Consider the following 21,506-nt stretch of genomic DNA (forward strand, 5'->3'; position numbering starts at 1 on the left):
CCGCGTCCCCAGGGTGGGCGGACACGGCGCCTTTGGCCGGCAGGTCAGAGGCTCGCCGCGGCGGTGACCAGGGCGCGGTGGGTCAGGACCCGGGCGAGGTGTCTGCGGTAGTCGGGGGCGGCGTGCAGGTCGGCCGGCGGCGAGGTGCCCTCGGCCGCCTGGGCGGCCGCCTCCCGCAGGGCGTCCCCCCGGTTCGGGCCGTGGTGCCGCTCCGAACCATTGGCGCCGCCCGAGCCGTTCGCCGTGGAGCCGTACAGGCCAGCGGAGCCGTTCAGCTCGGCGCCGGTGACCGCCGACTCGACCTGAGTGGCCCGTACGGGGGTCGGGCCCATGTTGGTCAGGCCCACGCGGGCCTCCTCGATGCGGCGGGGGTCGCCGTCCGTCCCGCCGGAGACCCGTACGGCCGCCGCGACGCCGACGATCGCCCAGGCCTGGGCGGTGCGGTGGAACTTCTCGTAGTGGAAGCCCCAGCCCTCACCCAGCTTGGGCACCCGGATCGCGGTGAGGATCTCGCCCGGTTCGAGAGCCGTCTCCAGGTAGTCGGCGAAGAAGTCCCGCGCCGCCACGACCCGCTCCCCGGACGTGGAGTGGATCACGAACTCCATGTCCAGCGCGATGGCCACGGCCGGCAGGTCACCGGCCGGGTCGGCGTGGGCCAGCGAGCCGCCGAACGTGCCCCGGTGCCGTACGGCCGGGTCGGCGACGGTCGCGGTGGTCAGTGCCACGAGCGGGCACTCGGCGTTGACGAGCGGCGAGCGGACCACCTCGTCGTGCGTGGTGGCGGCCCCGATGCGGACGTGGCCGTCCTCGTCGCGGATGCCGCGCAGCTCGTCCAGCCGCCCGACGTCGACGAGCAGGCTCGGATAGGCCAGTCGCAGCCGAAGCAGCGGCAGCAGCGACTGCCCTCCGGAGAGCACCTTGGCCTCGTCTCCGGCGTCCGCGAGCACCTCCACGGCCTCACCGAGCGACGACGGGCGGACGTAGTCGAAGGAAGCGGGGATCATGAGGTGGCTCCCTGCACAGCTCGCCATACCCGTTCTGGACTGCAGGGCATTCGCACGTCGTTCACCCCGTACGGGCGGAGCGCGTCGACGATCGCGTTGACCACGGCGGGCGTCGAGGCGATCGTCCCCGCCTCGCCGACGCCTTTGACGCCGAGCGGGTTGGAGGTGGCGGCCGTCTCGGTCCTGTCGGTGACGAAGTCGGGCAGGTCGGACGCCGACGGCAGCAGGTAGTCCGCCATCGTCGTCGTGAGCAGGTTGCCCTCGGTGTCGTAGACGGCCTCCTCGAACAGCGCCTGGGCGATGCCCTGGGCCAGGCCGCCATGGACCTGCCCCTCCACGATCAGCGGATTGACCACGTTGCCCACGTCGTCCACCGCGACGTACGACCTGATCTTGGTGGCCCCGGTCTCGGTGTCGACCTCGACCGCGCACAGGTGAGTGCCGTGCGGGAACGAGAAGTTGTCAGGGTCGTAGGTGGCGTCGGAGTCCAGGCTCGCCTCGACGCCGTCGGGGAGGTCGTGGGCGGCGAAGGTCGCCAGCGCCACCTCCTGGATGGTCCTGCCCGAGCCTGTGCCGCGCACCTTGAACGAGCCTCCGGCGAACTCGATGTCGTCGGCGGACGCCTCCAGCAGGTGGGCGGCGATGACCTTGGCCTTCTCCCTGACCTTGTCGCAGGCCTGGAGCACGGCGACGCCGCCGACCACCAGCGAGCGGGAGCCGTAGGTGTCCATGCCCTTGTGGGAGATCGAAGTGTCGCCGTGCAGGACCGAGACGTCGTCGAAGGGCACGCTGAGGGCGTCGGCCACGATCTGGCTCCAGGCCGTCTCGTGGCCCTGCCCGTGCGGGCTGGTGCCGGTCACGACCTCCACCTTGCCGGTCGGCAGCATGCGCACGGACGCGTGCTCCCACCCGCCCGCGCCGTAGCTGAGCGAGCCGAGCACCCGGCTGGGCGCGAGGCCGCACATCTCGGTGAAGGTGGAGACGCCGATGCCGAGCTGGACGGCGTCGCCCCGGTCGCGCCGGTCCGCCTGCTCGGCCCGCAGCTTGTCGTACCCGAACAGGGACAGCGCCTTGTCCGTCGCGGCCTCGTAGTTCCCCGAGTCGTAGGTCAGGCCGGCGATCGTGGTGTACGGGAACTCCTCGTGGGCGATCCAGTTGCGCCGCCGTACCTCGATGGGGTCCAGGGACAGCTCGGCGGCCAGCTCGTCCATGATCCGCTCGATGGCGAACGTCGCCTCGGGACGGCCCGCGCCTCGGTAGGCGTCGGTCGGCATCTTGGTGGTGAACACGCCCGTGGCGGTGAAGTCGTAGGCGTCCATCTTGTAGATGCCGTTGTACATGAACGCGCCGAGGATCGGGATGCCGGGAGTGATCAGCATCAGGTAGGCGCCCATGTCGGCCAGGAGGTCCACCCGCAGGCCCCTGAGGCGGCCCTCGGCGTCGGCGGCCACGGAGACGCGCTGGAGCTGGTCGCGGCCGTGGTGGACGGTCAGGTTGCCCTCCGACCGCGACTCGGTCCACTTGACCGGCTTGCCGAGCCGCCTGGTCAGCAGGAGCAGCAGCACCTCCTCGGCGGTGACCTGCAGCTTGGAGCCGAACCCGCCGCCCACGTCGGGCGCGACCACGCGCAGCTTGTGCTCGGGGATCCCGGTGACCTGCGCCAGCATGATCCGCAGGATGTGCGGGATCTGCGTGGACGAGTGCAGGGTGAAGGAGTCGCCGTCGGTCTGCGCGACCACCGCTCTCGGCTCCATCGCCGAGGGGATGAGCCGCTGCTGGACGAACGTGCGCTCGACGATCACGGGTGCGTCGCGGAAGGCCGCGTCGATGTCGCCCTGCGCGAACTTCCAGACGAACGCCCGGTTGCCCTCCTCGTGGACCTTGGGGCCGTCCTCCTTCAGTGCCTCGGTCATGTCGAGGACGGCGGGCAGGGGCTCGTAGTCGATCTCGATGGCCTCCAGCGCGTCCGTCGCCTTGTACCGGTCGGTCGCGACGACGCAGGCCACGGCCTCGCCCGCGTACCGCACCTCGTCCACCGCCATCGGCGGGTGGTCGGGGATGACGATGTCCTCGGTGACGGGCCATGCGCACGGCAGGCTGCCCTGCTCGCCCGCGAGATCACGGCCGCTGAACGCCGCGACGACCCCGGGCCTGCTCCGGGCGGCGGAGGTGTCCACCCGGGTGACGCGGGCGTGCGCCATCGGGCTGCGCAGGAACGCCACGTACAGCATGCCGGGGAGCTGGATGTTGTCGGTCCACTGGGTGCGCCCGGTGACCAGCCGCGCGTCCTCCTTGCGCCGGCGGGCCGCGCCGACCTCGTGCCTGCCGGGGGCGGGCTCGCTGAGCATGTCGCCCTCGGCGATCCGCCGCGCCACGAATCCGGCGTCGAGTTCCTCGGTCATCGGCCGCTCACCGCTTCTTCCTGGCCGCTCATGCTCTGCGCGCCCCGCCGTACGGCCCGGACGATGTTGCAGTAGCCGGTACACCGGCAGAGGTTGCCCTCCAGCCCCTCGCGGATCGCCTCGTCGGAGGGGTCGGGGTCGTCCTTCAGCAGGTCGATGGCCGCCATGATCATGCCCGGGGTGCAGTAGCCGCACTGAAGCGCGTGCTCCTCGTGGAAGGCCTGCTGCATGGGGTGCCACCGGCCGCCGGAGGACAGGCCCTCGACGGTGAGGACGTCGCCCTCGTCCGCCTGGACGGCGAGGACGGAGCAGCTCTTCACGGTCCTGCCGTCCAGCATGACGGTGCAGGCGCCGCAGTTGCTCGTGTCGCAGCCGATCGGCGTGCCGGTCTTTCCCAGCCGATCACGCAGGAAGTGGACGAGGAGCAGGCGTGGCTCCACCTCCTCCTCGTACGTGACGCCGTCGACGGTGACGGAGATCCGGGTCATTTGCCCTCCAGGCGCGCAGGCCGGTTGATCTATTGCCGTGCGCTGACCAGGGCGAACCTCGATGGAGGTGGCCTTCGGCAGAGTGACGGTGAGAGTGGCCTGCGCACCAACGGATGAGTGGAGTGGATGGTGAGAACCGACAAATGCGAAAGTACGCTCCTGATATCCCGGGTCAACCCCCGTGCCGGTAAAACCCTCTCGGGCGCCCTCAGGCGAGGGGGAACGGCCGGCCGTGCTCCTCGGGAGGGCGGGGGCCGAAGATCCGGCGGTCCTTCTCGTCGATCGGCAGGTCGTTGATGCTGGCCTCGCGGCGGCGCATCAGGCCGTGCTCGTCGAACTCCCACAGCTCGTTGCCGTAGCTGCGCCACCACTGCCCGCTCGCGTCGTGGCACTCGTACTGGAAGCGCACGGCGATGCGGTCGCCGGTGAACGCCCACAGCTCCTTGCGCAGCGCGTAGTCGAGCTCCCTGGACCACTTGCGGGTGAGGAACTCGGTGATCTCGTCGCGCCCGGTCACGAACTCGGAGCGGTTGCGCCAGACCGAGTCGGGAGTGTAGGCGAGGGCGACGCGGTGCGGGTCGCGGGTGTTCCAGGCGTCCTCGGCCGCCTGGACCTTCATCGGCGCGGTCTCGTCCGTGAACGGCGGTGTCAGAGATGTCATCGGCGGTCCTCCCCTAGGACTTGATCGATACCGGCCTCGGCGGGGAACGAAACCTCTGGGTTGAGCGGTGAGAACTCGATGAACCTCCAGGTCAGCGGCACTTCCCCCGGCACCTCCACGACCTCGTCCACCTCGAAGGCGACCCCGTCGCCCGCGATGGCCGCCCGGCCGGTGAGGTGCAGCCCGTGCCCGCTCTCCCAATCGAGGAAGAGCAGCCCGCAGGCGGCGTTGAGCCGCAGGTTCCCAAGGGTCATGAACATGAGGTTGCCGGGGTACTCGGGCCAGGAGAGCCGCCGGTCGCCTGCCACCCGGACGAACCCGGGGTTGCCTCCCCGGTGGGAGACGTCGCTGCCCAGCCCGTCCACGTGGGTGGCGACGAAGAAGGTGTCGGCCGTGCCGATCCAGCGCCGCTGGGCTTGGGTGAGCCGGTCCCCGGTGGTGACAGGCCCCTTCGCCAGGGTCTCGGCGGGGGCAGGCTCGCGCTTCTGGAGGTACTTGGGGCAGTTGGAGTAGACCTGCTCGGTGCGCACGACCAGGCGGTCTCCTTCGCGGCGCGCCCGGCCGTTCGCCCGCATACGCCGACGGGTTGCGGGCTCGATGCCCAGGATCCCGATGTCGTGGTCCTCCTCGAACAGCCCGGCGAGGGGACCGGCGGGCAGCGCGCCGATCTCGATCAGCCGCTCGCCCACCGGGTCGGCGAACCCCTCGGGCCCGGTGAGCGTGCCCGCCCAGACGCGCCCCCGGTCATCCGGGCTTCCGATGACCAGCATGCGCTGGGCCCGGAGGAAGGCCGCCGCCGCGGGCGGGATCTCGGGGCGCGCCCGGGCCGAGCCCAGAGGCTTGGTGATGCCGGCCCGGCGTTGCAGCAGCAGTTCGCCGGCGTGCTCCATCAGAAGAACCCGCAGGTCGGGGCGTCCTCCACGGGGGCCGTCAGCGCTTCGGCGCCGGTTGGGGCGAAGATCTCCACGCGGATGCCGTCCGGGTCCCGGAAGAAGACGCCGCCGGACTGCCTTCCCTTGGCGTGCGGGACGACCCCCTCGTAGGCGAACTCCACGCCGATCTCCCGGAGCGTGGCCTCCGCGCGGCGCACGGCGTCCATGTCGGGCGCCTGGAAGGCGACGTGGTGCAGGCCGGGAAGGCCGGTCGCGAAGCGGCCCTCGCTCTGCTGCCAGAGGGTCAGCATCGAGATGCCGTCGTAGCCGAGGGAGGCGTACCGCCGGTCGCCCTCCGTGGACTCGAAGTTGAGGTCGAAGCCGAAGACGCGCTGGTAGAACTGCTTGGCCCTGTCGAGGTCGGTCACATTGAGGCCGGCATGCCCGATCTGGAAAGCCATGTGGTCGCCCTTCACCCGAGACTTGTAACGGAATCACTGGTGTGGTTCCGTTAGGACATCTAGGCGAGCGTAACCTAACGGATGGCGATGAATCAATCCGTTAGAACTGGTCAGTCGTCGCGGTGCTGGCGATAGTGGCGGGCGGCCCTGGCGCGGTTGCCGCAGGTGACCGAGCACCACTCCTGGCGGGCGTGGTCCTTGACGAAATACAGCACGCAGCGGGGCGCCGGGCACGACCTGAGCCTGTGCCGGTCGGGGCTCGCGAGGAACTCGATCGCCGCCGTGGCCAGCGCCGCGCGCAGCCGTACGGACTCGCTCGCCGGGGTGGCGGGCACGGTTGTCGCGACGGGGTCCGCGTCCTCCGGCCATTCGAGGCTCCGGGCCAGGGGCACGGCCATCGCCGCCGCGTTCACCGTGGCGAGCGCATCGGTGAACTTCGGGAGCCGCGCGAAGTCCGCGGAGCTGGGCGGCCCGGGTGTCACGGCCCTGGCGAACAGCGCCCGTACGGCCTGCCGGAGCTCGACCACCTCGTCGCGCAGGGAGTCGCTCGCGGTGAAGCGGGCGGGGTCGACTCCGAGCTCGCCGGCGTGGTCCCTGACCCACGCGGTCAGGCCGTCCGTGTCGGCGAGGGCGTCCGAGATCTCGCCGCGGTTCAGCCGGCTCGCCCGGATCGTCTGGGTGAACAGCAGGACCAGGGGCTCGGGCATCCGTCCATCCTAACGCGCCCGCAGCCTGTGTTCCGTTAGGGTCAGCGCTTGCGCACCGCTTTGGCGATGATGCCCACGAACCCGGCGAAGCCGAGCCCGAAGACGAGGATCAGCGCCATGACCAGCGTGTCGGGTGTGGGCGGGGTCAGGTAGCGGATGCCGATGCCGATGAACAGCAGGCCCGCGAGCAGCGACAGCCAGTCGGTCCTATGCCGCACGGTGCACCTCCACGTCGCCGATGCCGGCCTTGACGTGCAGCTCGATGACCGGCACGGTGCCGGACGGGGTCACGTCGGGTTCGAGCACCTTGTCGTGGTGGACGTCCGCGCCGCCCTGCACCGTGTGCTCGATCTTCACGTCCCCCAGCCTCGTGTAGCCGAACACCTCCACGCGGGCGGTGCGGGGCACGATGATCTTGAGCTCCCCGATGGACACCGAGGCGTCGAACCGGGTGCGCGACCCGGGCGCGAGCTTGGTCCCGCGCAGGTCGAGGGTGCCGTCGCCGATGCCCACCGAGTACGAGCGCACGGCCTGCGAGCTGTCGACCGGCTCCCACGTGTAGCTGCCGATCTTCTTCGGAATACCGTTCACCGTCGACCCCGCCACCAGGAGAAGAGACATGATCGTGCCGGTCGCCACCAGGCCCGCGCCCCGGCCGAACCAGGTCGCGATCAGCAGCCCGGCGCCGATCGTGATGAGTACGACCCCACCTACCACCGGCAGGTTGAACGTGCTGGAGGACGACTGGGTGGCCACCATGATCCCTCCGACCACGAGCGCGACGAGCATCGTGAGCGCGCCGATGAAGGACTTCGGCCGCTTCGGGCGGTCGGGCCTTGCCAGGCCGGCGCCGCCTCTCCCGTAACCCCAGTCGTGCGGCTCGTACGGCTGGGGCGGCGCGTACCGGCTGTAGGGACCGCGCGGGGCGAACGGCTCACCCGAGGAGTCGAAGCCCCCCGAACCCAACCGGACAGGCCCGTATCGCGACGAAACTGGTGGGACCGCACTCTCCGGTACGACGGGAGCCGGCGGCGCCGCCGGGGGAGGCGGTGCCATGGGGGCGTCTTCCACCCTGGGCGGAGCGTCCTGCGCATCCTTGGCCAGGTCGGACAGCCGGCGGTACTCCTGCCCCATGCCCGGCCTCGCGCCGGCGCCAGGGACCGCGTCGGCGGGTGGGGCCGGCGGCGGGGCGGGCGGAGGCGCGGCGAAGGACGAGGTGAAAGGCGCGCCCGGAGCCGATGAGAACGGACGGCCCCCCACAGGAGCGTTCGCCCAGTGCTCGGGGACCGGTCGGGTGCCGCGCTTTCCCCTGAGACGCTCAGGCAGGCTCCTGGCCAGGGCCAGCAGATCGACGCCGCGTGCGTGCGCCGCCAGCAGGGCGATCGCCAGCAGCGTGCCCACGACGACCGTCGCGGTGCTGATGCCGTCGGCCGCCAGGTTGATGATCAGGCCCACCGCGAAGACCGCAGCCAGCAACGCCATCACGGTCTCGGTGTCGAAGACCCTGCGGCTCCACTGCTCGGCGTACCCCGGGCCGCCGTTCGGGCTCCTCATCAGCAGGAACGCCGCGACGTACAGCATGATGCCGATGCCGGACCCCACGACCAGGGCGGCGAAGCCCACGCGGAAGATCACCGGATCCATCCCCGTGTAGCGGCCGAGCCCGGCGCACACCCCCGTGAGCATGCGCCCCTCGTCAGTACGCTTGAGCACACGCTCCTCATCCACAGATGGGAAGCTACCTGGCTCCAGCGTCGTGTCGGGACTGCCTGCTTCGGTCATGGCTCCATCGTGGCCGCGGACAGGTCCCGCTCACCATCCGGGAGACCCCTGACTCGTCCCGGACCCCTCAGGGCAGGAGTCAGGGAGCGCCCTGATGCACGATGCCCCTTTCACGTGTGACGATGCTCAAGAGATGTCTGAGACCCCCACCATTCCCGAGGCGTACCCGCGCATGGTCCGGCCGATGCGAGGCCGGCTCGTCGCGGGCGTCGCCCAAGGCGCCGCCGCCCAGCTCCGGCTCGACCCTGTCGTGCTGCGGCTGGCCTTCGTGCTGCTCAGCGTCCTCGACGGGCTGGGCCTGCTCGCGTACGCCGCGCTGTGGATGTTCACACCGCGCGAGCAGTACGAAGGGGAGCCGCCGGGCCGCGACTGGGGCCAGGTGGCCGCGTACGGCGTGCTCGGCATGGCCCTCACGGCTTTCGGCCGGCTCACGGGCGCGTCCACCGGGGGCATCGGCACCTGGTCGATCGCCGTGGGCGGCATCGGCAGCCTGATCCTCTGGCAGCAGGCCGAGCCCCGCCACCGCCAGCGCTGGATGACCGACGCGGTGCGGCAGGTGCGGCGGTCGTGGATCCGCACCGCCCTCGGGCTGCTTCTCGTGATCGTCGGCGCGATCGGCTTCCTGGCGGCCCAGGGCAAGATCGCCGACGCCGGCCCGGGGCTGATGTTCACCGCCGTCGTGGTCGGCGGCATCGCGCTGATCGCGGCGCCCTGGCTCGCCGGCCTGTGGAAGGAGCTCCAGAGGGAGCGCCGCGAGCGCATCCGGCAGGAGGAGCGCGCCGAGATGGCCGCGCACGTCCACGACTCGGTGCTGCACACTCTCACGCTCATCCAGCGCAACGCGGGCGACCCCTTCGAGGTCACGCGGCTGGCCCGCTCGCAGGAGCGCGAGCTGCGCAACTGGCTCTACCAGCCCAAGGCGGACGCCGATGTGTCCCTCGCCGCCGCCGTGCGCCGGGTGGCCGCCGAGATCGAGGACGAGCACGGCGTGCCCATCGAGATCGTCTGCGTGGGCGACTGCGACCTGGACGACGGGCTCCGCGCCATGCTGCACGCGGCGCGGCAGGCCATGGTCAACGCGGCGAAGTACGCCGAGGCGCCGGTGATCTCCGTCTACGCGGAGGTGGAGGCGGGCGAGATCACCGTGTTCGTCAGGGACCGCGGCAAGGGTTTCAATATGGAGGACGTTCCCGACGACCGTATGGGCATCCGACAGTCGATCATCGGCCGTATGGAGCGCCATGGCGGCAGCGCGCGGATCAAGACCGGGCCTGGCGAGGGAACCGAAGTAATGCTGACGATGAAGCGGGAGCAGTCGTGATCCACGATCTGACCCGGTGTTCGAGGGAGCCGTGAGTATGGTCAAGGTACTGATCGTGGACGACCACCGGCTCTTCCGGTCCGGGGTGCGCGCGGAGCTGGGCTCCCAGATCGAGGTGGTCGGGGAGGCCGAGGACGTCGAGTCCGCGGTCTCGGCCATCGAGGCGCTCAAGCCCGACGTGATCCTGCTCGACGTCCACATGCCCGGAGGCGGCGGCCAGGAGGTGCTGCGCCGGGTGCTCGGCTCGGGGTCCTCCGTCCGCTTCCTGGCGCTCTCGGTCTCCGACGCGGCCGAGGACGTGATCGGCGTCATCCGCGGCGGCGCCCGGGGGTACGTCACCAAGACGATCAGCGGACGTGAGCTGACCGACGCGATCGTCCGGGTGTCGGAGGGCGACGCGGTGTTCTCTCCCCGCCTGGCCGGGTTCGTGCTGGACGCCTTCGCCTCCACAGAGGCGCCCTCCATCGATCCCGAGCTCGACTCCCTGACCACGCGCGAGCGCGAGGTGCTGCGGCTGATCGCGCGGGGTTACGCGTACAAGGAGATCGCGAAGGAGCTCTTCATCTCGGTGAAGACGGTCGAGACCCACGTCTCCTCGGTCCTGCGTAAACTCCAGCTCTCCAACCGTCACGAGCTGTCTCGCTGGGCCACCGCCCGGCGTCTCGTGTAGACCAATGCCCGGGCGGGAGCGTGACGGGTCGGCCAAGATTGGCCGGGTGACCACTCGCGCGCTTCTGCCGCTCTTACTCGCAGCCGTGCTCGCGGCGGGCTGCTCGTCCCTGGGCTCGGGGAAGGACCAGATCTCCGCGCCGAGCCCCTCGCCCAAGGCGTCCGGGTCGCCCCTGGCCCTCGGGCAGACGTTCGAGGAGGACGTCCAGCTCGCGCGCACCTTCACCGAGCGCTACTGGCAGCAGCGGTTCCAGGCCTCGGGCAGGATCTACCGTCCTCTGCAGGGGTTCATGGCGTACTCCGGGGAGAACGGTCCCGCCTGCGGCGGCCAGCCCGCCGTGCCGGGCAACGCCTTCTACTGCCCGGTCGGGCACTTCGTCGCGTACGACGAGGCGTGGATGCGCTCGCTCTACGACAAGATGGGCGACGGGGCGGTATACGTGATCATCCCCCACGAGCTGGGCCATGCCATCCAGGCGCAGCTCATGCGCGACTTCAGCCTGAGCATCCAGCGCGAGCTCCAGGCCGACTGCTACGCGGGCGGCGCGCTGAGGGGCATGATCGACGCCAGGATGCTGGAGGCCGAGAGCGGCGACGAGGCCGAGCTGCTCACCAATCTCGCGGCGGCGGGCGACCCGAGCGAGGCGTGGTGGCGGGAGGACGCCCACGGCACCCCGGTCCAGCGCCAGCAGGCGTTCGCCACCGGCTACAACAGTGGCGTCGACGCATGCTGACATACGCCGAGATGCGGACCGGCGAGGTTCCCGGATACGCCGTCAGATGGATGTGCCGTCCCGGGGCGGCCCGTAGCCTGGCGGTGCAGACGCAGGCCAGGGAGGTGGTCATGGCTACTGAATTCGTCCGCGGGGCCGGCTGGGCGGCCCGGGGATCCTGCCGGGGGGCCGATCCCGAGCTGTTCTTCCCCGACGCCCCGTTCCCCGATCAGGAGGCGCGGGCCAAGGCCATCTGCGCCACGTGCCCGGTGATCGCCGAGTGCCGCGCCTATGCCGTGCGCGCGGGGGAGCCCGAGGGCATCTGGGGCGGCCTCACCACGGCCGAGCGCCGCAGCCTGCGCTTCCCCCGTGGCTGGAGACAGCGCGCCGCCTCATGACACGGGCTTCCCGGCGCGTCACGGCCTTGGGTACGGCTGATCAGCTTCCGGCGCGTGACGATCCGCGCCTCCTGCCCGCCGCCGTGGGCGTGCTCGTGGTGGCCAACGTGCTGAACAACCGCGTCGCCCGGCGGCTCGCGCCGGTGACCTCGGCCCTGGCGGCGGGCACGCTGGTCGTCCTGGCCCGGCGGTCGGGCCTGTCCTGGGCCGAGATCGGGTTCGAGGGCGGCGCCAGGGGCGTGAAGATCGGTGCGGCGCTCGCGGGCGCCGTGGCCACGGTGTACACCGGCGGCGTCCTGCTGCCCCGCACCCGGCGTTTCTTCCGCGACGAGCGGGCGCTCGGGCTGTCGCGCGCCCGCCTCGCGGAGGAGGTCCTGGTCCAGGTCCCGCTGGGCACGGTCCTGCTGGAGGAGGTCGGGTTCAGGGGAGTGCTGCCCGCAGTGCTGCGCCGCTCGTACGGTGCGGGGGTGGCCGTCGCGGGATCCTCGGCCCTCTTCGGGCTCTGGCACATCCTCCCGGCCATGGACATGGCGGCTGCCAACCCCGCGCTCGGCGGCCTCGCCGACGGGGGCTCTCGCGGTGACGGCGCGGCCCGGCTCGTCGTGGGGTCCGTCGTGTCCACGGGGCTCGCGGGGGTGTTCTTCCACGAGCTACGGCGGCGCGGGGGGCTGCCCGCGCCGTCCCTGTTCCACCTGGCCACGAACTCGCTCGGGTTCCTCGCCGCCAGGACCGCGAGGCGTCTGGACCGGTTGGGCGGCCGGAGCCCTCAGCCGGTCGGGACGACCTGGAAGCCCTCGGCGTAGCTGCCCTCGGGAAGCCCGGCGGCCTGGGCGGTGGCCGAGAGCCAGCCCTTGACGAAGTCCTCCAGCGTGTCCAGGTGGGCGACCTGGCTCTCGTGCGCCCGCAGGGCCGCGATCTTGCGGTCCACGGCCGAGGTGATGTCCACGTAGTGGTTCGGCGTCGGGCCGCCCGTGAGCCACACCTCGCGGGCCGTCCATGCCTCCAGGCCCTCCTCCACGAGGAGTTCGGGGAACGCGTACGGGTTGCGCGCGTCGGGGTAGACCGCGTCCAGCGTCGCGCCGCCGACCGCCCGGTGGTCGGGATGGCTCGGCCCGATGCGGGCGTAGTTGCGCTCGGGCGAGGAGGTGATGACCCGGTCGGGACGGACCTGGCGGATCACCCGGGCGATGTCGCGGCGCAGGCCGAGCGTCGGTTCCACGGTGCCGTCGGCGTATCCGAGGAAACGCAGGTCCTTCACCCCGACCCGCCTGGCGGCCTCGGTCTGCTCGGCCCGCCGCAGCGCGGCCATGCCGCCGTTGTCCAGGGCGCGGTCGAACCCACCGGCGTCGCCGTCGGTCACGATGCAGTACACGACGTGGATACCCTTGTCGGTGAACGTCGCGACCGTGCCCGCCGCCCCGAAGTCCACGTCGTCAGGGTGCGCGGTCACCACGAGAATCGTGCTGATGTCGGCGTCGTCAAGTGCGGTCACGATCGTCCTCCTCGGTTCACAGGGCGGTGAACAATTGACCATCTCTCGATATTTCCAGCTTGAGGGCCCAATGCCCGGCCGGTCGGGCCGTCCGGCGGCGGGGGCGGTGCCCGAACAGGCTGCCAGTGTCGGTGGGCGGCCATAATCTAGGGGCGTGTCGACCCGAGCCATGAACCCCACCGTTGATCATCCGCTGCTCGACGGGCTCAACCCGCAGCAGCGTGACGCCGTCGTCCACGCGGGCAGCCCGCTCCTGATCGTCGCGGGTGCCGGCTCGGGGAAGACACGTGTGCTCACCCACCGCATCGCCTACCTGCTCTCCGAGCGCGACGTGCAGCCGCAGGAGATCCTCGCGATCACCTTCACCAACAAGGCCGCCAGAGAGATGAAGGAGCGGGTCGACAAGCTCATCGGCCCGAGGTCCAAGGCCATGTGGGTGATGACCTTCCACAGCGCCTGCGTCCGCATCCTGCGCAGGGAGGCCAAGCGGCTGGGGTTCACCTCCAGCTTCTCCATCTACGACCAGGCCGACTCCCAGCGGCTGATGGCGATGGTCTGCCGCGAGCTCGACCTCGACCCCAAGCGCTACCCCCCGCGCTCGTTCTCCGCGCAGGTCAGCAACCTCAAGAACGAGCTGATCGACTACGAGACGGCCGCCGAGAAGGCGCAGACGCATCTGGAGCGCACGCTCGCCGAGGCCTACCGCGGCTACCAGCGCAGGCTCACCGAGGCCGGCGCGATGGACTTCGACGACATCATCATGCTCACGGTCACGCTCTTCCAGCTCTTCCCCGAGGTGGCCGAGCACTACCGCCGCCGGTTCCGCCACGTCATGGTCGACGAGTACCAGGACACCAACCACGCGCAGTACATCCTGGTCAGAGAGCTCGTGGGCCGGCCAGAGGTGCGCACCGCCGACGGCGACCTCGTGCGGGGTTCCGTCGACCCCGCCGAGCTGTGCGTGGTCGGCGACGCCGACCAGTCGATCTACGCCTTCCGCGGCGCGTCGATCCGCAACATCCTGGAGTTCGAGCGCGACTATCCGGACGCCCGCACGATCCTCCTCGAGCAGAACTACCGCTCCACCCAGACGATCCTGTCGGCCGCCAACGCAGTGATCTCGCGCAACGAGAGCCGCAAGCCCAAGAACCTCTGGTCCGACCAGGGCGCCGGCCCCAAGATCATCGGGTATGTCGCCGACAACGAGCACGACGAGGCCATGTTCGTCGCCCAGGAGGTCGACCGGCTCTCCGACGAGGACGACGTGACGCCCGGCCAGGTGGCGGTCTTCTACCGCACCAACGCCGCCTCCCGTGTGTTCGAGGAGATCTTCATCCGCACCGGCCTGCCGTACAAGGTGGTCGGTGGCGTGCGGTTCTACGAGCGCAGGGAGGTCCGCGACCTGCTGGCCTACCTCCGGGTGCTCGCGAACCCCACCGACATGGTGTCGCTGCGGCGCGTGCTCAACGTTCCCAAGCGCGGCATCGGCGACCGGGCGGAGGCGATGGTCGAGGCGTTCGCGGGCCGTGAGCGCGTCGGCTTCTGGGAGGCGCTCCGGCGGGCGGACGAGGCCCCCGGCCTGGCCACCCGTTCCCTCAACGCGATCAGGGAGTTCGTCGCGCTGCTCGACGACCTGCGGAGCAAGGAGCTGCCGATCTCCGAGCTGGCCGAGGAGGTCCTGTCCAGCACGGGCTACCGCACCGAGCTGGAGACCTCGGGCGACCCGCAGGACGAGAGCAGGCTGGAGAACCTCAACGAGCTCATCTCCGTGGCCCAGGAGTTCGAGGAGGCCAACCCCGAGGGCACGCTCGTCGACTTCCTGGAGCAGGTCTCGCTGGTGGCCGACGCCGACCAGATCCCCGAGGGCGAGGACCACCAGGGCGTCGTCACGCTGATGACCCTGCACACCGCGAAGGGGCTGGAGTTCCCCGTGGTGTTCCTCACCGGCCTGGAGGACGGCGTCTTCCCCCACATGCGGTCCCTCGGCGAGCCGCGTGAGCTGGAGGAGGAGCGCCGCCTGGCCTATGTCGGCATCACCCGGGCCCAGCAGCGGCTCTACGTCTCGCGTGCCGCCGTCCGCAGCTCGTGGGGGTCTCCCGCGTTCAACCCCGCGTCCAGGTTCCTCGCCGAGGTGCCGTCCGACCTGCTCGACTGGCGCAGCGATCCCGAGAAGAGCGCCTGGAGCGCCGCGACCTCGCGCCAGAGCCGCACGGCTCCCGCCCCCAAGAAGGCCGGCGGTCGGGTGATCCCGAACCTCAGCCCGGGCGACCGCGTCTCCCACGACACCTTCGGGCTCGGCACCGTGGTGACCGTCGACGGCATGGCCGAGAAGACCAAGGTCAAGATCGACTTCGGCTCCGGCGGCGAGAAGACCCTCCTCCTCGCCTACGCCCCCCTCGAAAAGCTCTGAGGGCCGACACGAAAGGCCCGGTGACTTCGGTCACCGGGCCTTGGTCGTCAGCGGTCCTGCCGCCTATTGCGTGTCGCCGGCCGCGTCCGGGAGAACCGCGAACGTCGGGTCCGGCAGGGTGAAGGGCTCCTTGGGAAGGTCCTTCGCGTCGACGACCTCCCAGGCGGGCGGAGCCGTGATGACGACCTTCGCCCTCCACGAGGAGTAGTTCGACGTGGTCACCTGCTTGACTTCGCCGAACTCCTTGTCGTGATCGACGCGGGTGACGGAGAACCTGCGGGGAAGCAGGTCGCGTCCCAGCCAGAGCTTCCAGTCGACCTTGGTGGCGGTCTCCGAGAGGCCGCCAGGACGCTTCTTCGTCGCGGGGGACAGCTCCCGCAGCCTGGCCGCCGTGATCGTGCCGGCGTAGACCGTGGTGGCGGTCCCGTCGATGACGCCGCCGGGCTTCTTCACCTTGGCGGTGGCCAGCAACCCCTCGTACGTCCGGCGCTGGGCGAGGTCGGCGTCGGGCGCGAGGGCCGTCTGCGTCGCGAACGGCGTCCCGGCGTACCGCACCCAGCTCATGCCCACGGGGAGGTAGGGCTTGTAGGTCTCCCCGCTGGCATAGGTCTTGCCGCCTACACCGATCTGCCGGACCGGCATCTGCAGATCTTCGAGCCCTTCGAACTCCGCACCGCTCAGGTGATACCTGCTGGTGAGGTCCGAGGAGACGATGCCGGAGCGCGCGAACCCGAGCTTCCCGGTCGTGAACTCCTCCATCAGGGGCTTCCCGGCCCTCGTCAGTGTGGCGTGGTGGCTGACCTTTACCCCGTGGCCCGCGACGAACTGCTTGTGCAGTGCGTCAACGGGGTCGGCGGGCTTGGCCTGGGCGTTTGCGGCGGTGGCCAGCGCCGGCGCGATCAGTGCCGCCGCGACCACTCCGGTGAGCCGGGCGCCCCATCGTTTGATCATGAGCTTCCGTCCTGTGGGGCGATCAGCGCTCGGGTGAGGCCATGCTCGGGACCATCGTGGTGAGATCACGGCTGTCCGGAAGGTCGGTGCCGAGGTCGTTCTCGTCGACCACCTCGCCGGCGGAAGGTGCCGTCAGAGAGACCTTCGCCCCCCACGACGAGTACTTGGTGTCCACGACGTTCTTCCATGATGAGAAGTCGCGGCCCGCCTTCAGCTCGAACGTGGTGATGAGGCGACGGGCGAGTAGATCCTTCCCGAGCCACAGCTTCCAGCCCACCTTGACCTTCGCCAGGGCGGAGTTCGGCTTCCAGCCTGGCATCTTCTGGAGCACCGGGGAAAGCTTGTACACCGTGCCGTAGGCGATGGAGCCGGTGTACAGCGTGGTCGCCGTTCCGTCCACCTTTCCGCCGGGACGCTTGACCGAGGTGGTGGCGAGCAGGGCCTTGTACGACCGGCGGTCGAGGATGTCCACCAAGGTCGATGGGCCGGGTACGAGGGCATGCTCGCCCGTGTACCGGATCCAGGTCTTCCCCTCGGGCAGGCAGGATTCGTAGTACGGGCCTGAAGCGTAGGTGGCGTTCTGGAGGGCGAGGATGCGGCCTGGCTTCGCCATCTCCTTGGCCTGCTTGCGGTCGGGGTACCGGGCGTACCTGCCTGTCGTGTCCGACGCGACGATCCCGGCTGGGCCGAGCTGGACGCTGCCGCTCTCTCGCCAGTCGAGTTCCGTCTTGCCTTTCCACCCGAGGATGTAGCGGCTGGTCACTTTGATGCCGTGGTCCTTGACGAGCCGCTGGGTGAGCGCGTCGAGAGGAGTGGCGGCCTTGGCCTGCGCGTTCGCGGTGGTAGCGGTCGCCGGAGCGATCAGCACGGCCGCGGCGACTCCGGTGAGTGCGGCGATCAATCGCCTCATGGACAATTCTTCCTCTGCTGGATGGCTGGGGGCGAGCGCTCAGCGCTCCCGCGTGGCCATGCCGGTGATGGTGGTGGTGAAGTCGGGGGTCGTCTCGGGAAGGTCGCCTTCGAGGTCCTTCTCGTCGATGACGAGGTCGGCCGGGGGCGCCTTGATGGCGACCTTGCCGCCCCAGGAGGTGAAGCGGGCGTCGGTGGTGATGGAGATGTCGCCGATGAGCGGGTTGGTGGACAGCGGGAAGACGGTCTGGAACCGGCGGGGAAGCTGGTCGCCTCCGACCCACATCTTCCAGGGCAGCGTGACGGTCTTCTTGGTCTTGAGCGACTTGGCGAGGTCGGCGACCGTCGGCGAGACCTTGGCGAGCTGGGCCAGCGTGATGGAGCCGCGGAGCAGGGTGGTCCTGGCGCCGCCGACCTTGCCGCCGTTCCCCTTGGCCTTCGTGCTCCCGAGGACGGCCTTCAGCACCTTGGGCTGGAGGACGTCGATCAGGCTGCTGGTGCTGTTCCCGCCCGAGGGGGCGCTGGTGCGCACCCAGGTCCGGCCGGCGGGCAGGAGGTCGTCGTACAGCGGGCTCTTCATGTAGGCCTTGCCGTCGACGACGACGATGCGGACGGTGGAGTCGCCGCCCTCGCCGCCGAAGTTCGAGATGGTCTTGGTGTCGTAGGCGTCGACACCCGACTTCCCGAAGCGCAGGACGCCCACCTGGCGGTACCGGAACAGGTCCTTGCCGTCGAGCTTCATGCGCGTGTCCTCGTCCAAGCGGACGGTGGTCTTCTTCGCGAACTGCAGCCGCAGGGCGTCTACCGCGTTCTTGGGGGCCGCCTTCGCGGTGGTGGAGGCCGCGTGCGCGGTGGACGGCGCGGCCATTGCCAGCGCGGGTGCCACCAGAGCGGTCGCGGCTAGGGCGATCAATCGCCTCATTGGGGGGTTCCTCCCGTTGTAAGACCCTCTCCCCGTCGTCGAGGGTTCGAGCATTCTCCCGAGTCAAGATCACGGGAAAATCACGACTCGTACTGGACAGATGGCTTCTGGGCGAATTAAGGTTCGTGTACGAAATATCAAGGTGCGAACTTTATGGGGGCCATGGAGGAGAAAGAGGCGGCCGCGGAGATCGCCCGGCTGTATCCGGCGATCTATCGGCGGTTCAAGGCGTCGGCCCGGCCCGTGGCCGGATCGGGGCTGACCGCCCGGATGCACGCCGTCCTCGGGCACCTGACCGCCTCGGGCCCGCTCACCGTGGGAGAGCTGGCCGAGCACCTACGCCTGTCCAGGGCCGCGACCACCGAGCTCGTCGACCGGGTCGAGGAGCGCGGGCTGGTCGCCCGCATCAGGGACGAGCGCGACCGGCGCCGCGTCTTCGTCTGGGTGACCGACGAGGGCCGTACGGCCGCGGCGGCCGTGCGTCCGAGAGTCCTGGAGGACGACGCGCTGGCGCGGGCGGTGAGGCGGATGACAGAACAGGAAAGGCGAGGGCTCGTGGAAGGACTGCGGGCCCTTCTCGGAGAGGAAGAAAGATGAGCGTCGAGACCTGCGAGAGCTGCGGGATGCCGATGGCGACCGCCGAGGACCACGCGCCCGGCCACCCGGACGGCGCCTGGTGCGCGCACTGCGCGCCCGAGGGGACCCTGCAGCCGTTCGAGGAGCGGTTCGAGCGGATGGTGCAGTGGCAGACCCAGCGCACCGGCCAGTCGCGCGCCGAGGCCGAGACGGCCACCAAGGCGTACATGCGCACGCTGCCCGCCTGGCGCGACCATCCGGCGCTTCGCGAAGAGGCGCGATAGAGGCGAAAGCGAAGTGACATCCCCGGCCGGAGTGGGGGCGACCCGGCGCCGGCTCGGGAGTAAGTAGTACCGGTCATGACAAAAGCGGGTCAGGGCGGCCTTTTGTGAAATTTGTGGAAATTTGCCGTATCTCATTACCCACTGCCACGGGTTAAAGGCCCCCCGGCGAGCGTTCCAGGTCCCGGTGGCGGCTAGGCTTCTGAGGCCAGGCTTCCGGCAGATCGCGGGTGCCCCGAGGTCTGGTCCTCAACGTAGAGAAGAAGTCAGCCGGACAAGCAAGGACGGACCCTCGTGGACCTGTTCGAACATCAGGCGAAGGAGCTCTTCGCGGAATATGGCATCCCGGTGCCGCGCGGCGTCGTCGCGCACACCGTGGAGGAGGCACGCGCGGCAGCGGAGCAGCTGACCGGTCGCGTTGTCGTCAAGGCCCAGGTCAAGACCGGGGGCAGAGGCAAGGCCGGAGGCGTCAAGGTCGCCTCCGACGCCGCTGACGCCGAGCAGAAGGCCACCGACATCCTCGGCATGGACATCAAGGGTCACACGGTCCACAAGGTCCTCGTCGAGGAGGCCAGCGCGATCGCGGAGGAGTACTACTTCTCCTTCCTGCTCGACCGCGCGAACCGCACCTTCCTCGCCATCTGCTCCGCCGCGGGCGGCATGGAGATCGAAGAGGTCGCGCACACGTCGCCCGACAAGGTCGCCCAGATCCCGGTCTCCCCGCTGACCGGCGTCGACCGCGACCGGGCCCGTGCGATCGCGCAGGCGGGCGGCCTGCCCGAGGCGGCCCTCGACGGCGCCGCCGACATCATCGAGAAGATCTGGGCCGTCTTCGTCGACGAGGACGCCACGCTGGTCGAGGTGAACCCCATGATCCTGACCCAGGACGGTCAGGTGAAGGCGCTCGACGGCAAGGTCACCCTCGACGACAACGCCTCCTTCCGCCAGGCCGAGCACGGCTCCTACGCCGACAAGGCCGCGGAGGACCCGCTCGAGGCCAGGGCCAAGGAGAAGGACCTCAACTACGTCAAGCTCGACGGTTCCGTCGGCATCATCGGCAACGGCGCGGGCCTGGTCATGTCGACCCTCGACGTCGTCGCCTACGCGGGCGAGCAGTTCGGCGGGCAGAAGCCGGCCAACTTCCTCGACATCGGCGGCGGCGCCTCGGCGGAGGTCATGGCCAACGGCCTGGAGATCGTCCTTTCCGACCCGAGCGTCAAGTCGGTGTTCGTGAACGTCTTCGGCGGCATCACCTCGTGTGACGCGGTCGCGAACGGCATCGTCTCGGCCTTCAAGCTGCTCGACGACCGGGGCGAGACCGTGACCCACCCCCTCGTCGTCCGGCTGGACGGCAACAACGCCACCCTCGGGCGGCAGATCCTGTCCGACGCGGCACTGGCCCGCGTCGAACTCGTCGACACGATGGACGAAGCGGCCAAGCGCGCCGCCGAGCTCGCTGCGGTAGGTGCGTAATGGCAATCTGGCTGACCGAGAACAGCAAGATCATCGTCCAGGGCATCACGGGGTCCGAGGGGTCGAAGCACACCCGTCGCATGCTCAAGGCCGGTGCCAAGGTCGTCGGCGGTACGAACCCCCGCAAGGCCGGCACGACCGTTGACTTCGACGGCGTCGAGCTCCCGGTCTTCGCGACCGTGGCCGAGGCCATGGCCGCCACCGGCGCCGACGTCACCGTGATCTTCGTCCCGCCGGCGGGCACCAAGTCCGCCGTCATCGAGGCGATCGACGCCGAGATCCCGCTCGCCGTCGTCATCACCGAGGGCGTGCCGGTCCACGACAGCACCGAGTTCTGGGCCTACGCGATCTCCAAGGGCGCCAAGACCCGCATCATCGGGCCGAACTGCCCCGGCATCGCCTCGCCCGGCGCCTCCAACGCCGGCATCATCCCGGCCGACATCACCTCGGCGGGCCGCATCGGCCTGGTGAGCAAGTCGGGCACGCTGACCTACCAGCTGATGTACGAGCTGCGGGACATCGGGTTCTCCACGGCGGTGGGCATCGGGGGCGACCCGGTGATCGGCACGACGCACATCGACGCGCTGGAGGCCTTCCAGGCCGACCCCGGCACCGAGGCGATCGTGATGATCGGCGAGATCGGCGGGGACGCCGAGGAGCGCGCGGCGGCCTACATCGAGGAGCACGTGACCAAGCCGGTCGTGGCCTACGTGGCGGGGTTCACCGCCCCGGAGGGCAAGACCATGGGTCACGCCGGGGCCATCGTCTCCGGTTCCGCGGGCACCGCCCAGGCCAAGAAGGAAGCCCTGGAGAAGGTCGGCGTCCGCGTCGGCAAGACCCCCAGCGAGACCGCCCGCCTCATGCGCGAGGTCATGCGCTCCCGCTGACGTCTCATTCCCAGTTACGCGAAGAACGCCCGGTCACCGACCGGGCGTTCTTCGCGTCCGCTCACGATCCGGAGAACGGACGCTTGATCGGTCTGGGGACAAAGGGGGCGACACGCGGGCGTGGTAG

Annotated in this window: 23 protein-coding genes; 10 read left to right on the top strand and 13 right to left on the bottom strand. The window is 70.2% G+C overall.

Annotated features, from left to right (window positions below; translation table 11 throughout):
- Positions 1-44 precede the first annotated feature (44 nt).
- The 9 genes from ACOZ38_RS05860 to ACOZ38_RS05900 form a co-directional block, all read right to left on the bottom strand.
- The gene (locus ACOZ38_RS05860; RefSeq protein ID WP_424529119.1) at positions 45-1,004 is read right to left on the bottom strand and encodes an FAD binding domain-containing protein; all 960 of its coding nucleotides are present in this window, start codon (positions 1,002-1,004) and stop codon (positions 45-47) included.
- Complete coding sequence (locus ACOZ38_RS05865) at positions 1,001-3,352, bottom strand: xanthine dehydrogenase family protein molybdopterin-binding subunit (protein WP_424536959.1); 2,352 nt, start codon at positions 3,350-3,352, stop codon at positions 1,001-1,003. Before ACOZ38_RS05865 ends, ACOZ38_RS05860 begins: the two co-directional genes overlap by 4 nt.
- A gap of 50 nt (positions 3,353-3,402) precedes the next feature.
- Positions 3,403-3,894 carry a (2Fe-2S)-binding protein gene (locus ACOZ38_RS05870; protein ID WP_424529120.1) on the bottom strand — a complete coding sequence of 164 codons (492 nt, stop codon included), beginning with the start codon at positions 3,892-3,894 and terminating at the stop codon, positions 3,403-3,405.
- A gap of 208 nt (positions 3,895-4,102) precedes the next feature.
- The gene (locus tag ACOZ38_RS05875; protein WP_424529121.1) at positions 4,103-4,555 is read right to left on the bottom strand and encodes a nuclear transport factor 2 family protein; all 453 of its coding nucleotides are present in this window, start codon (positions 4,553-4,555) and stop codon (positions 4,103-4,105) included.
- Positions 4,552-5,445, bottom strand: coding sequence for a pyridoxamine 5'-phosphate oxidase family protein (locus ACOZ38_RS05880; RefSeq protein WP_424529122.1), 894 nt, complete (start codon positions 5,443-5,445; stop codon positions 4,552-4,554). The genes ACOZ38_RS05875 and ACOZ38_RS05880 overlap by 4 nt, the downstream gene beginning before the upstream one ends.
- Positions 5,445-5,888, bottom strand: a complete 444-nt coding sequence (locus ACOZ38_RS05885) for a VOC family protein (protein WP_424529123.1) — start codon at positions 5,886-5,888, stop codon at positions 5,445-5,447. Before ACOZ38_RS05885 ends, ACOZ38_RS05880 begins: the two co-directional genes overlap by 1 nt.
- A 110-nt stretch (positions 5,889-5,998) precedes the next feature.
- On the bottom strand, positions 5,999-6,595 hold the full coding sequence (locus ACOZ38_RS05890) for a CGNR zinc finger domain-containing protein (RefSeq protein ID WP_424529124.1): 597 nt from the start codon (positions 6,593-6,595) through the stop codon (positions 5,999-6,001).
- Between the two features lie 41 nt (positions 6,596-6,636).
- A complete protein-coding gene (locus tag ACOZ38_RS05895; protein ID WP_405144674.1) occupies positions 6,637-6,813 on the bottom strand; it encodes a hypothetical protein in 177 nt (58 codons plus the stop codon).
- Positions 6,803-8,323 carry a PspC domain-containing protein gene (locus ACOZ38_RS05900; RefSeq protein WP_424529125.1) on the bottom strand — a complete coding sequence of 507 codons (1,521 nt, stop codon included), beginning with the start codon at positions 8,321-8,323 and terminating at the stop codon, positions 6,803-6,805. The genes ACOZ38_RS05895 and ACOZ38_RS05900 overlap by 11 nt, the downstream gene beginning before the upstream one ends.
- A 187-nt stretch (positions 8,324-8,510) precedes the next feature.
- Between ACOZ38_RS05900 and ACOZ38_RS05905 the strand changes: the two genes are divergently transcribed.
- The 5 genes from ACOZ38_RS05905 to ACOZ38_RS05925 are packed head-to-tail and all read left to right on the top strand — an operon-like array spanning position 8,511 to position 12,281.
- Positions 8,511-9,698 (top strand): PspC domain-containing protein, encoded by a 1,188-nt coding sequence (locus ACOZ38_RS05905; protein ID WP_424529126.1) that lies wholly within the window; start codon positions 8,511-8,513, stop codon positions 9,696-9,698.
- Between the two features lie 37 nt (positions 9,699-9,735).
- Entirely contained in the window at positions 9,736-10,368 is a 633-nt protein-coding gene (locus tag ACOZ38_RS05910; RefSeq protein ID WP_424529127.1) for a response regulator, read from the top strand.
- A gap of 46 nt (positions 10,369-10,414) precedes the next feature.
- Complete coding sequence (locus tag ACOZ38_RS05915) at positions 10,415-11,101, top strand: neutral zinc metallopeptidase (protein ID WP_424529128.1); 687 nt, start codon at positions 10,415-10,417, stop codon at positions 11,099-11,101.
- The gene (locus ACOZ38_RS05920) at positions 11,095-11,478 is read left to right on the top strand and encodes a WhiB family transcriptional regulator (RefSeq protein WP_424529129.1); all 384 of its coding nucleotides are present in this window, start codon (positions 11,095-11,097) and stop codon (positions 11,476-11,478) included. The genes ACOZ38_RS05915 and ACOZ38_RS05920 overlap by 7 nt, the downstream gene beginning before the upstream one ends.
- Positions 11,475-12,281, top strand: a complete 807-nt coding sequence (locus ACOZ38_RS05925; RefSeq protein WP_424529130.1) for a lysostaphin resistance A-like protein — start codon at positions 11,475-11,477, stop codon at positions 12,279-12,281. Before ACOZ38_RS05920 ends, ACOZ38_RS05925 begins: the two co-directional genes overlap by 4 nt.
- On the opposite strand, the gene ACOZ38_RS05930 is transcribed toward ACOZ38_RS05925, so the two are convergent.
- Positions 12,245-12,973 (bottom strand): PIG-L deacetylase family protein, encoded by a 729-nt coding sequence (locus ACOZ38_RS05930; protein WP_424536960.1) that lies wholly within the window; start codon positions 12,971-12,973, stop codon positions 12,245-12,247. The genes ACOZ38_RS05925 and ACOZ38_RS05930 overlap by 37 nt on opposite strands.
- Before the next feature lie 166 nt (positions 12,974-13,139).
- Between ACOZ38_RS05930 and pcrA the strand changes: the two genes are divergently transcribed.
- Positions 13,140-15,380: a DNA helicase PcrA gene (pcrA, locus tag ACOZ38_RS05935; RefSeq protein WP_424536961.1), complete on the top strand. Its 2,241-nt coding sequence runs from the start codon at positions 13,140-13,142 to the stop codon at positions 15,378-15,380.
- Positions 15,381-15,443: 63 nt separating this feature from the next.
- On the opposite strand, the gene ACOZ38_RS05940 is transcribed toward pcrA, so the two are convergent.
- From ACOZ38_RS05940 to ACOZ38_RS05950, 3 genes are read right to left on the bottom strand one after another with little or no spacing between them, the layout of a single operon-like run.
- The gene (locus tag ACOZ38_RS05940) at positions 15,444-16,331 is read right to left on the bottom strand and encodes a hypothetical protein (RefSeq protein WP_424529131.1); all 888 of its coding nucleotides are present in this window, start codon (positions 16,329-16,331) and stop codon (positions 15,444-15,446) included.
- A gap of 22 nt (positions 16,332-16,353) precedes the next feature.
- The gene (locus ACOZ38_RS05945) at positions 16,354-17,241 is read right to left on the bottom strand and encodes a hypothetical protein (RefSeq protein WP_424529132.1); all 888 of its coding nucleotides are present in this window, start codon (positions 17,239-17,241) and stop codon (positions 16,354-16,356) included.
- Positions 17,242-17,280: 39 nt separating this feature from the next.
- Positions 17,281-18,162 carry a hypothetical protein gene (locus ACOZ38_RS05950; protein WP_424529133.1) on the bottom strand — a complete coding sequence of 294 codons (882 nt, stop codon included), beginning with the start codon at positions 18,160-18,162 and terminating at the stop codon, positions 17,281-17,283.
- Positions 18,163-18,315: 153 nt separating this feature from the next.
- Here ACOZ38_RS05950 and ACOZ38_RS05955 point away from each other — a divergent pair, with 153 nt between their 5' ends.
- From ACOZ38_RS05955 to sucD, 4 genes are all read left to right on the top strand, one after another.
- A complete protein-coding gene (locus tag ACOZ38_RS05955; RefSeq protein ID WP_424529134.1) occupies positions 18,316-18,759 on the top strand; it encodes a MarR family winged helix-turn-helix transcriptional regulator in 444 nt (147 codons plus the stop codon).
- Positions 18,756-19,022: a zinc ribbon domain-containing protein gene (locus ACOZ38_RS05960; protein WP_424529135.1), complete on the top strand. Its 267-nt coding sequence runs from the start codon at positions 18,756-18,758 to the stop codon at positions 19,020-19,022. Before ACOZ38_RS05955 ends, ACOZ38_RS05960 begins: the two co-directional genes overlap by 4 nt.
- 291 nt (positions 19,023-19,313) lie before the next feature.
- Positions 19,314-20,492 (top strand): ADP-forming succinate--CoA ligase subunit beta, encoded by a 1,179-nt coding sequence (gene sucC / locus ACOZ38_RS05965; RefSeq protein ID WP_405144693.1) that lies wholly within the window; start codon positions 19,314-19,316, stop codon positions 20,490-20,492.
- The gene (sucD, locus tag ACOZ38_RS05970; protein WP_405144694.1) at positions 20,492-21,379 is read left to right on the top strand and encodes a succinate--CoA ligase subunit alpha; all 888 of its coding nucleotides are present in this window, start codon (positions 20,492-20,494) and stop codon (positions 21,377-21,379) included. Before sucC ends, sucD begins: the two co-directional genes overlap by 1 nt.
- Positions 21,380-21,506: the final 127 nt, after the last annotated feature.

This window comes from Sphaerisporangium viridialbum (genome assembly GCF_049674955.1).
GTDB classification, from domain to species: domain Bacteria; phylum Actinomycetota; class Actinomycetes; order Streptosporangiales; family Streptosporangiaceae; genus Sphaerisporangium; species Sphaerisporangium viridialbum.

Excerpts from the sequence above, each read along its gene's own strand:
- ACOZ38_RS05960 (WP_424529135.1), top strand. The coding sequence starts at position 18,756 with ATGAGCGTCGAGACCTGCGAGAGCTGCGGGATGCCGATGGCGACCGCC.
- ACOZ38_RS05880 (WP_424529122.1), bottom strand. The coding sequence starts at position 5,445 with ATGGAGCACGCCGGCGAACTGCTGCTGCAACGCCGGGCCGGCATCACC.
- pcrA (WP_424536961.1), top strand. The coding sequence starts at position 13,140 with ATGAACCCCACCGTTGATCATCCGCTGCTCGACGGGCTCAACCCGCAG.
- ACOZ38_RS05955 (WP_424529134.1), top strand. The coding sequence starts at position 18,316 with ATGGGGGCCATGGAGGAGAAAGAGGCGGCCGCGGAGATCGCCCGGCTG.
- ACOZ38_RS05940 (WP_424529131.1), bottom strand. The coding sequence starts at position 16,331 with ATGATCAAACGATGGGGCGCCCGGCTCACCGGAGTGGTCGCGGCGGCA.
- ACOZ38_RS05910 (WP_424529127.1), top strand. The coding sequence starts at position 9,736 with ATGGTCAAGGTACTGATCGTGGACGACCACCGGCTCTTCCGGTCCGGG.
- ACOZ38_RS05905 (WP_424529126.1), top strand. The coding sequence starts at position 8,511 with ATGTCTGAGACCCCCACCATTCCCGAGGCGTACCCGCGCATGGTCCGG.
- ACOZ38_RS05870 (WP_424529120.1), bottom strand. The coding sequence starts at position 3,894 with ATGACCCGGATCTCCGTCACCGTCGACGGCGTCACGTACGAGGAGGAG.
- ACOZ38_RS05950 (WP_424529133.1), bottom strand. The coding sequence starts at position 18,162 with ATGAGGCGATTGATCGCCCTAGCCGCGACCGCTCTGGTGGCACCCGCG.
- ACOZ38_RS05885 (WP_424529123.1), bottom strand. The coding sequence starts at position 5,888 with ATGGCTTTCCAGATCGGGCATGCCGGCCTCAATGTGACCGACCTCGAC.
- ACOZ38_RS05890 (WP_424529124.1), bottom strand. The coding sequence starts at position 6,595 with ATGCCCGAGCCCCTGGTCCTGCTGTTCACCCAGACGATCCGGGCGAGC.
- ACOZ38_RS05920 (WP_424529129.1), top strand. The coding sequence starts at position 11,095 with ATGCTGACATACGCCGAGATGCGGACCGGCGAGGTTCCCGGATACGCC.
- sucD (WP_405144694.1), top strand. The coding sequence starts at position 20,492 with ATGGCAATCTGGCTGACCGAGAACAGCAAGATCATCGTCCAGGGCATC.
- ACOZ38_RS05865 (WP_424536959.1), bottom strand. The coding sequence starts at position 3,352 with ATGCTCAGCGAGCCCGCCCCCGGCAGGCACGAGGTCGGCGCGGCCCGC.
- ACOZ38_RS05860 (WP_424529119.1), bottom strand. The coding sequence starts at position 1,004 with ATGATCCCCGCTTCCTTCGACTACGTCCGCCCGTCGTCGCTCGGTGAG.
- ACOZ38_RS05875 (WP_424529121.1), bottom strand. The coding sequence starts at position 4,555 with ATGACATCTCTGACACCGCCGTTCACGGACGAGACCGCGCCGATGAAG.
- ACOZ38_RS05945 (WP_424529132.1), bottom strand. The coding sequence starts at position 17,241 with ATGAGGCGATTGATCGCCGCACTCACCGGAGTCGCCGCGGCCGTGCTG.
- ACOZ38_RS05925 (WP_424529130.1), top strand. The coding sequence starts at position 11,475 with ATGACACGGGCTTCCCGGCGCGTCACGGCCTTGGGTACGGCTGATCAG.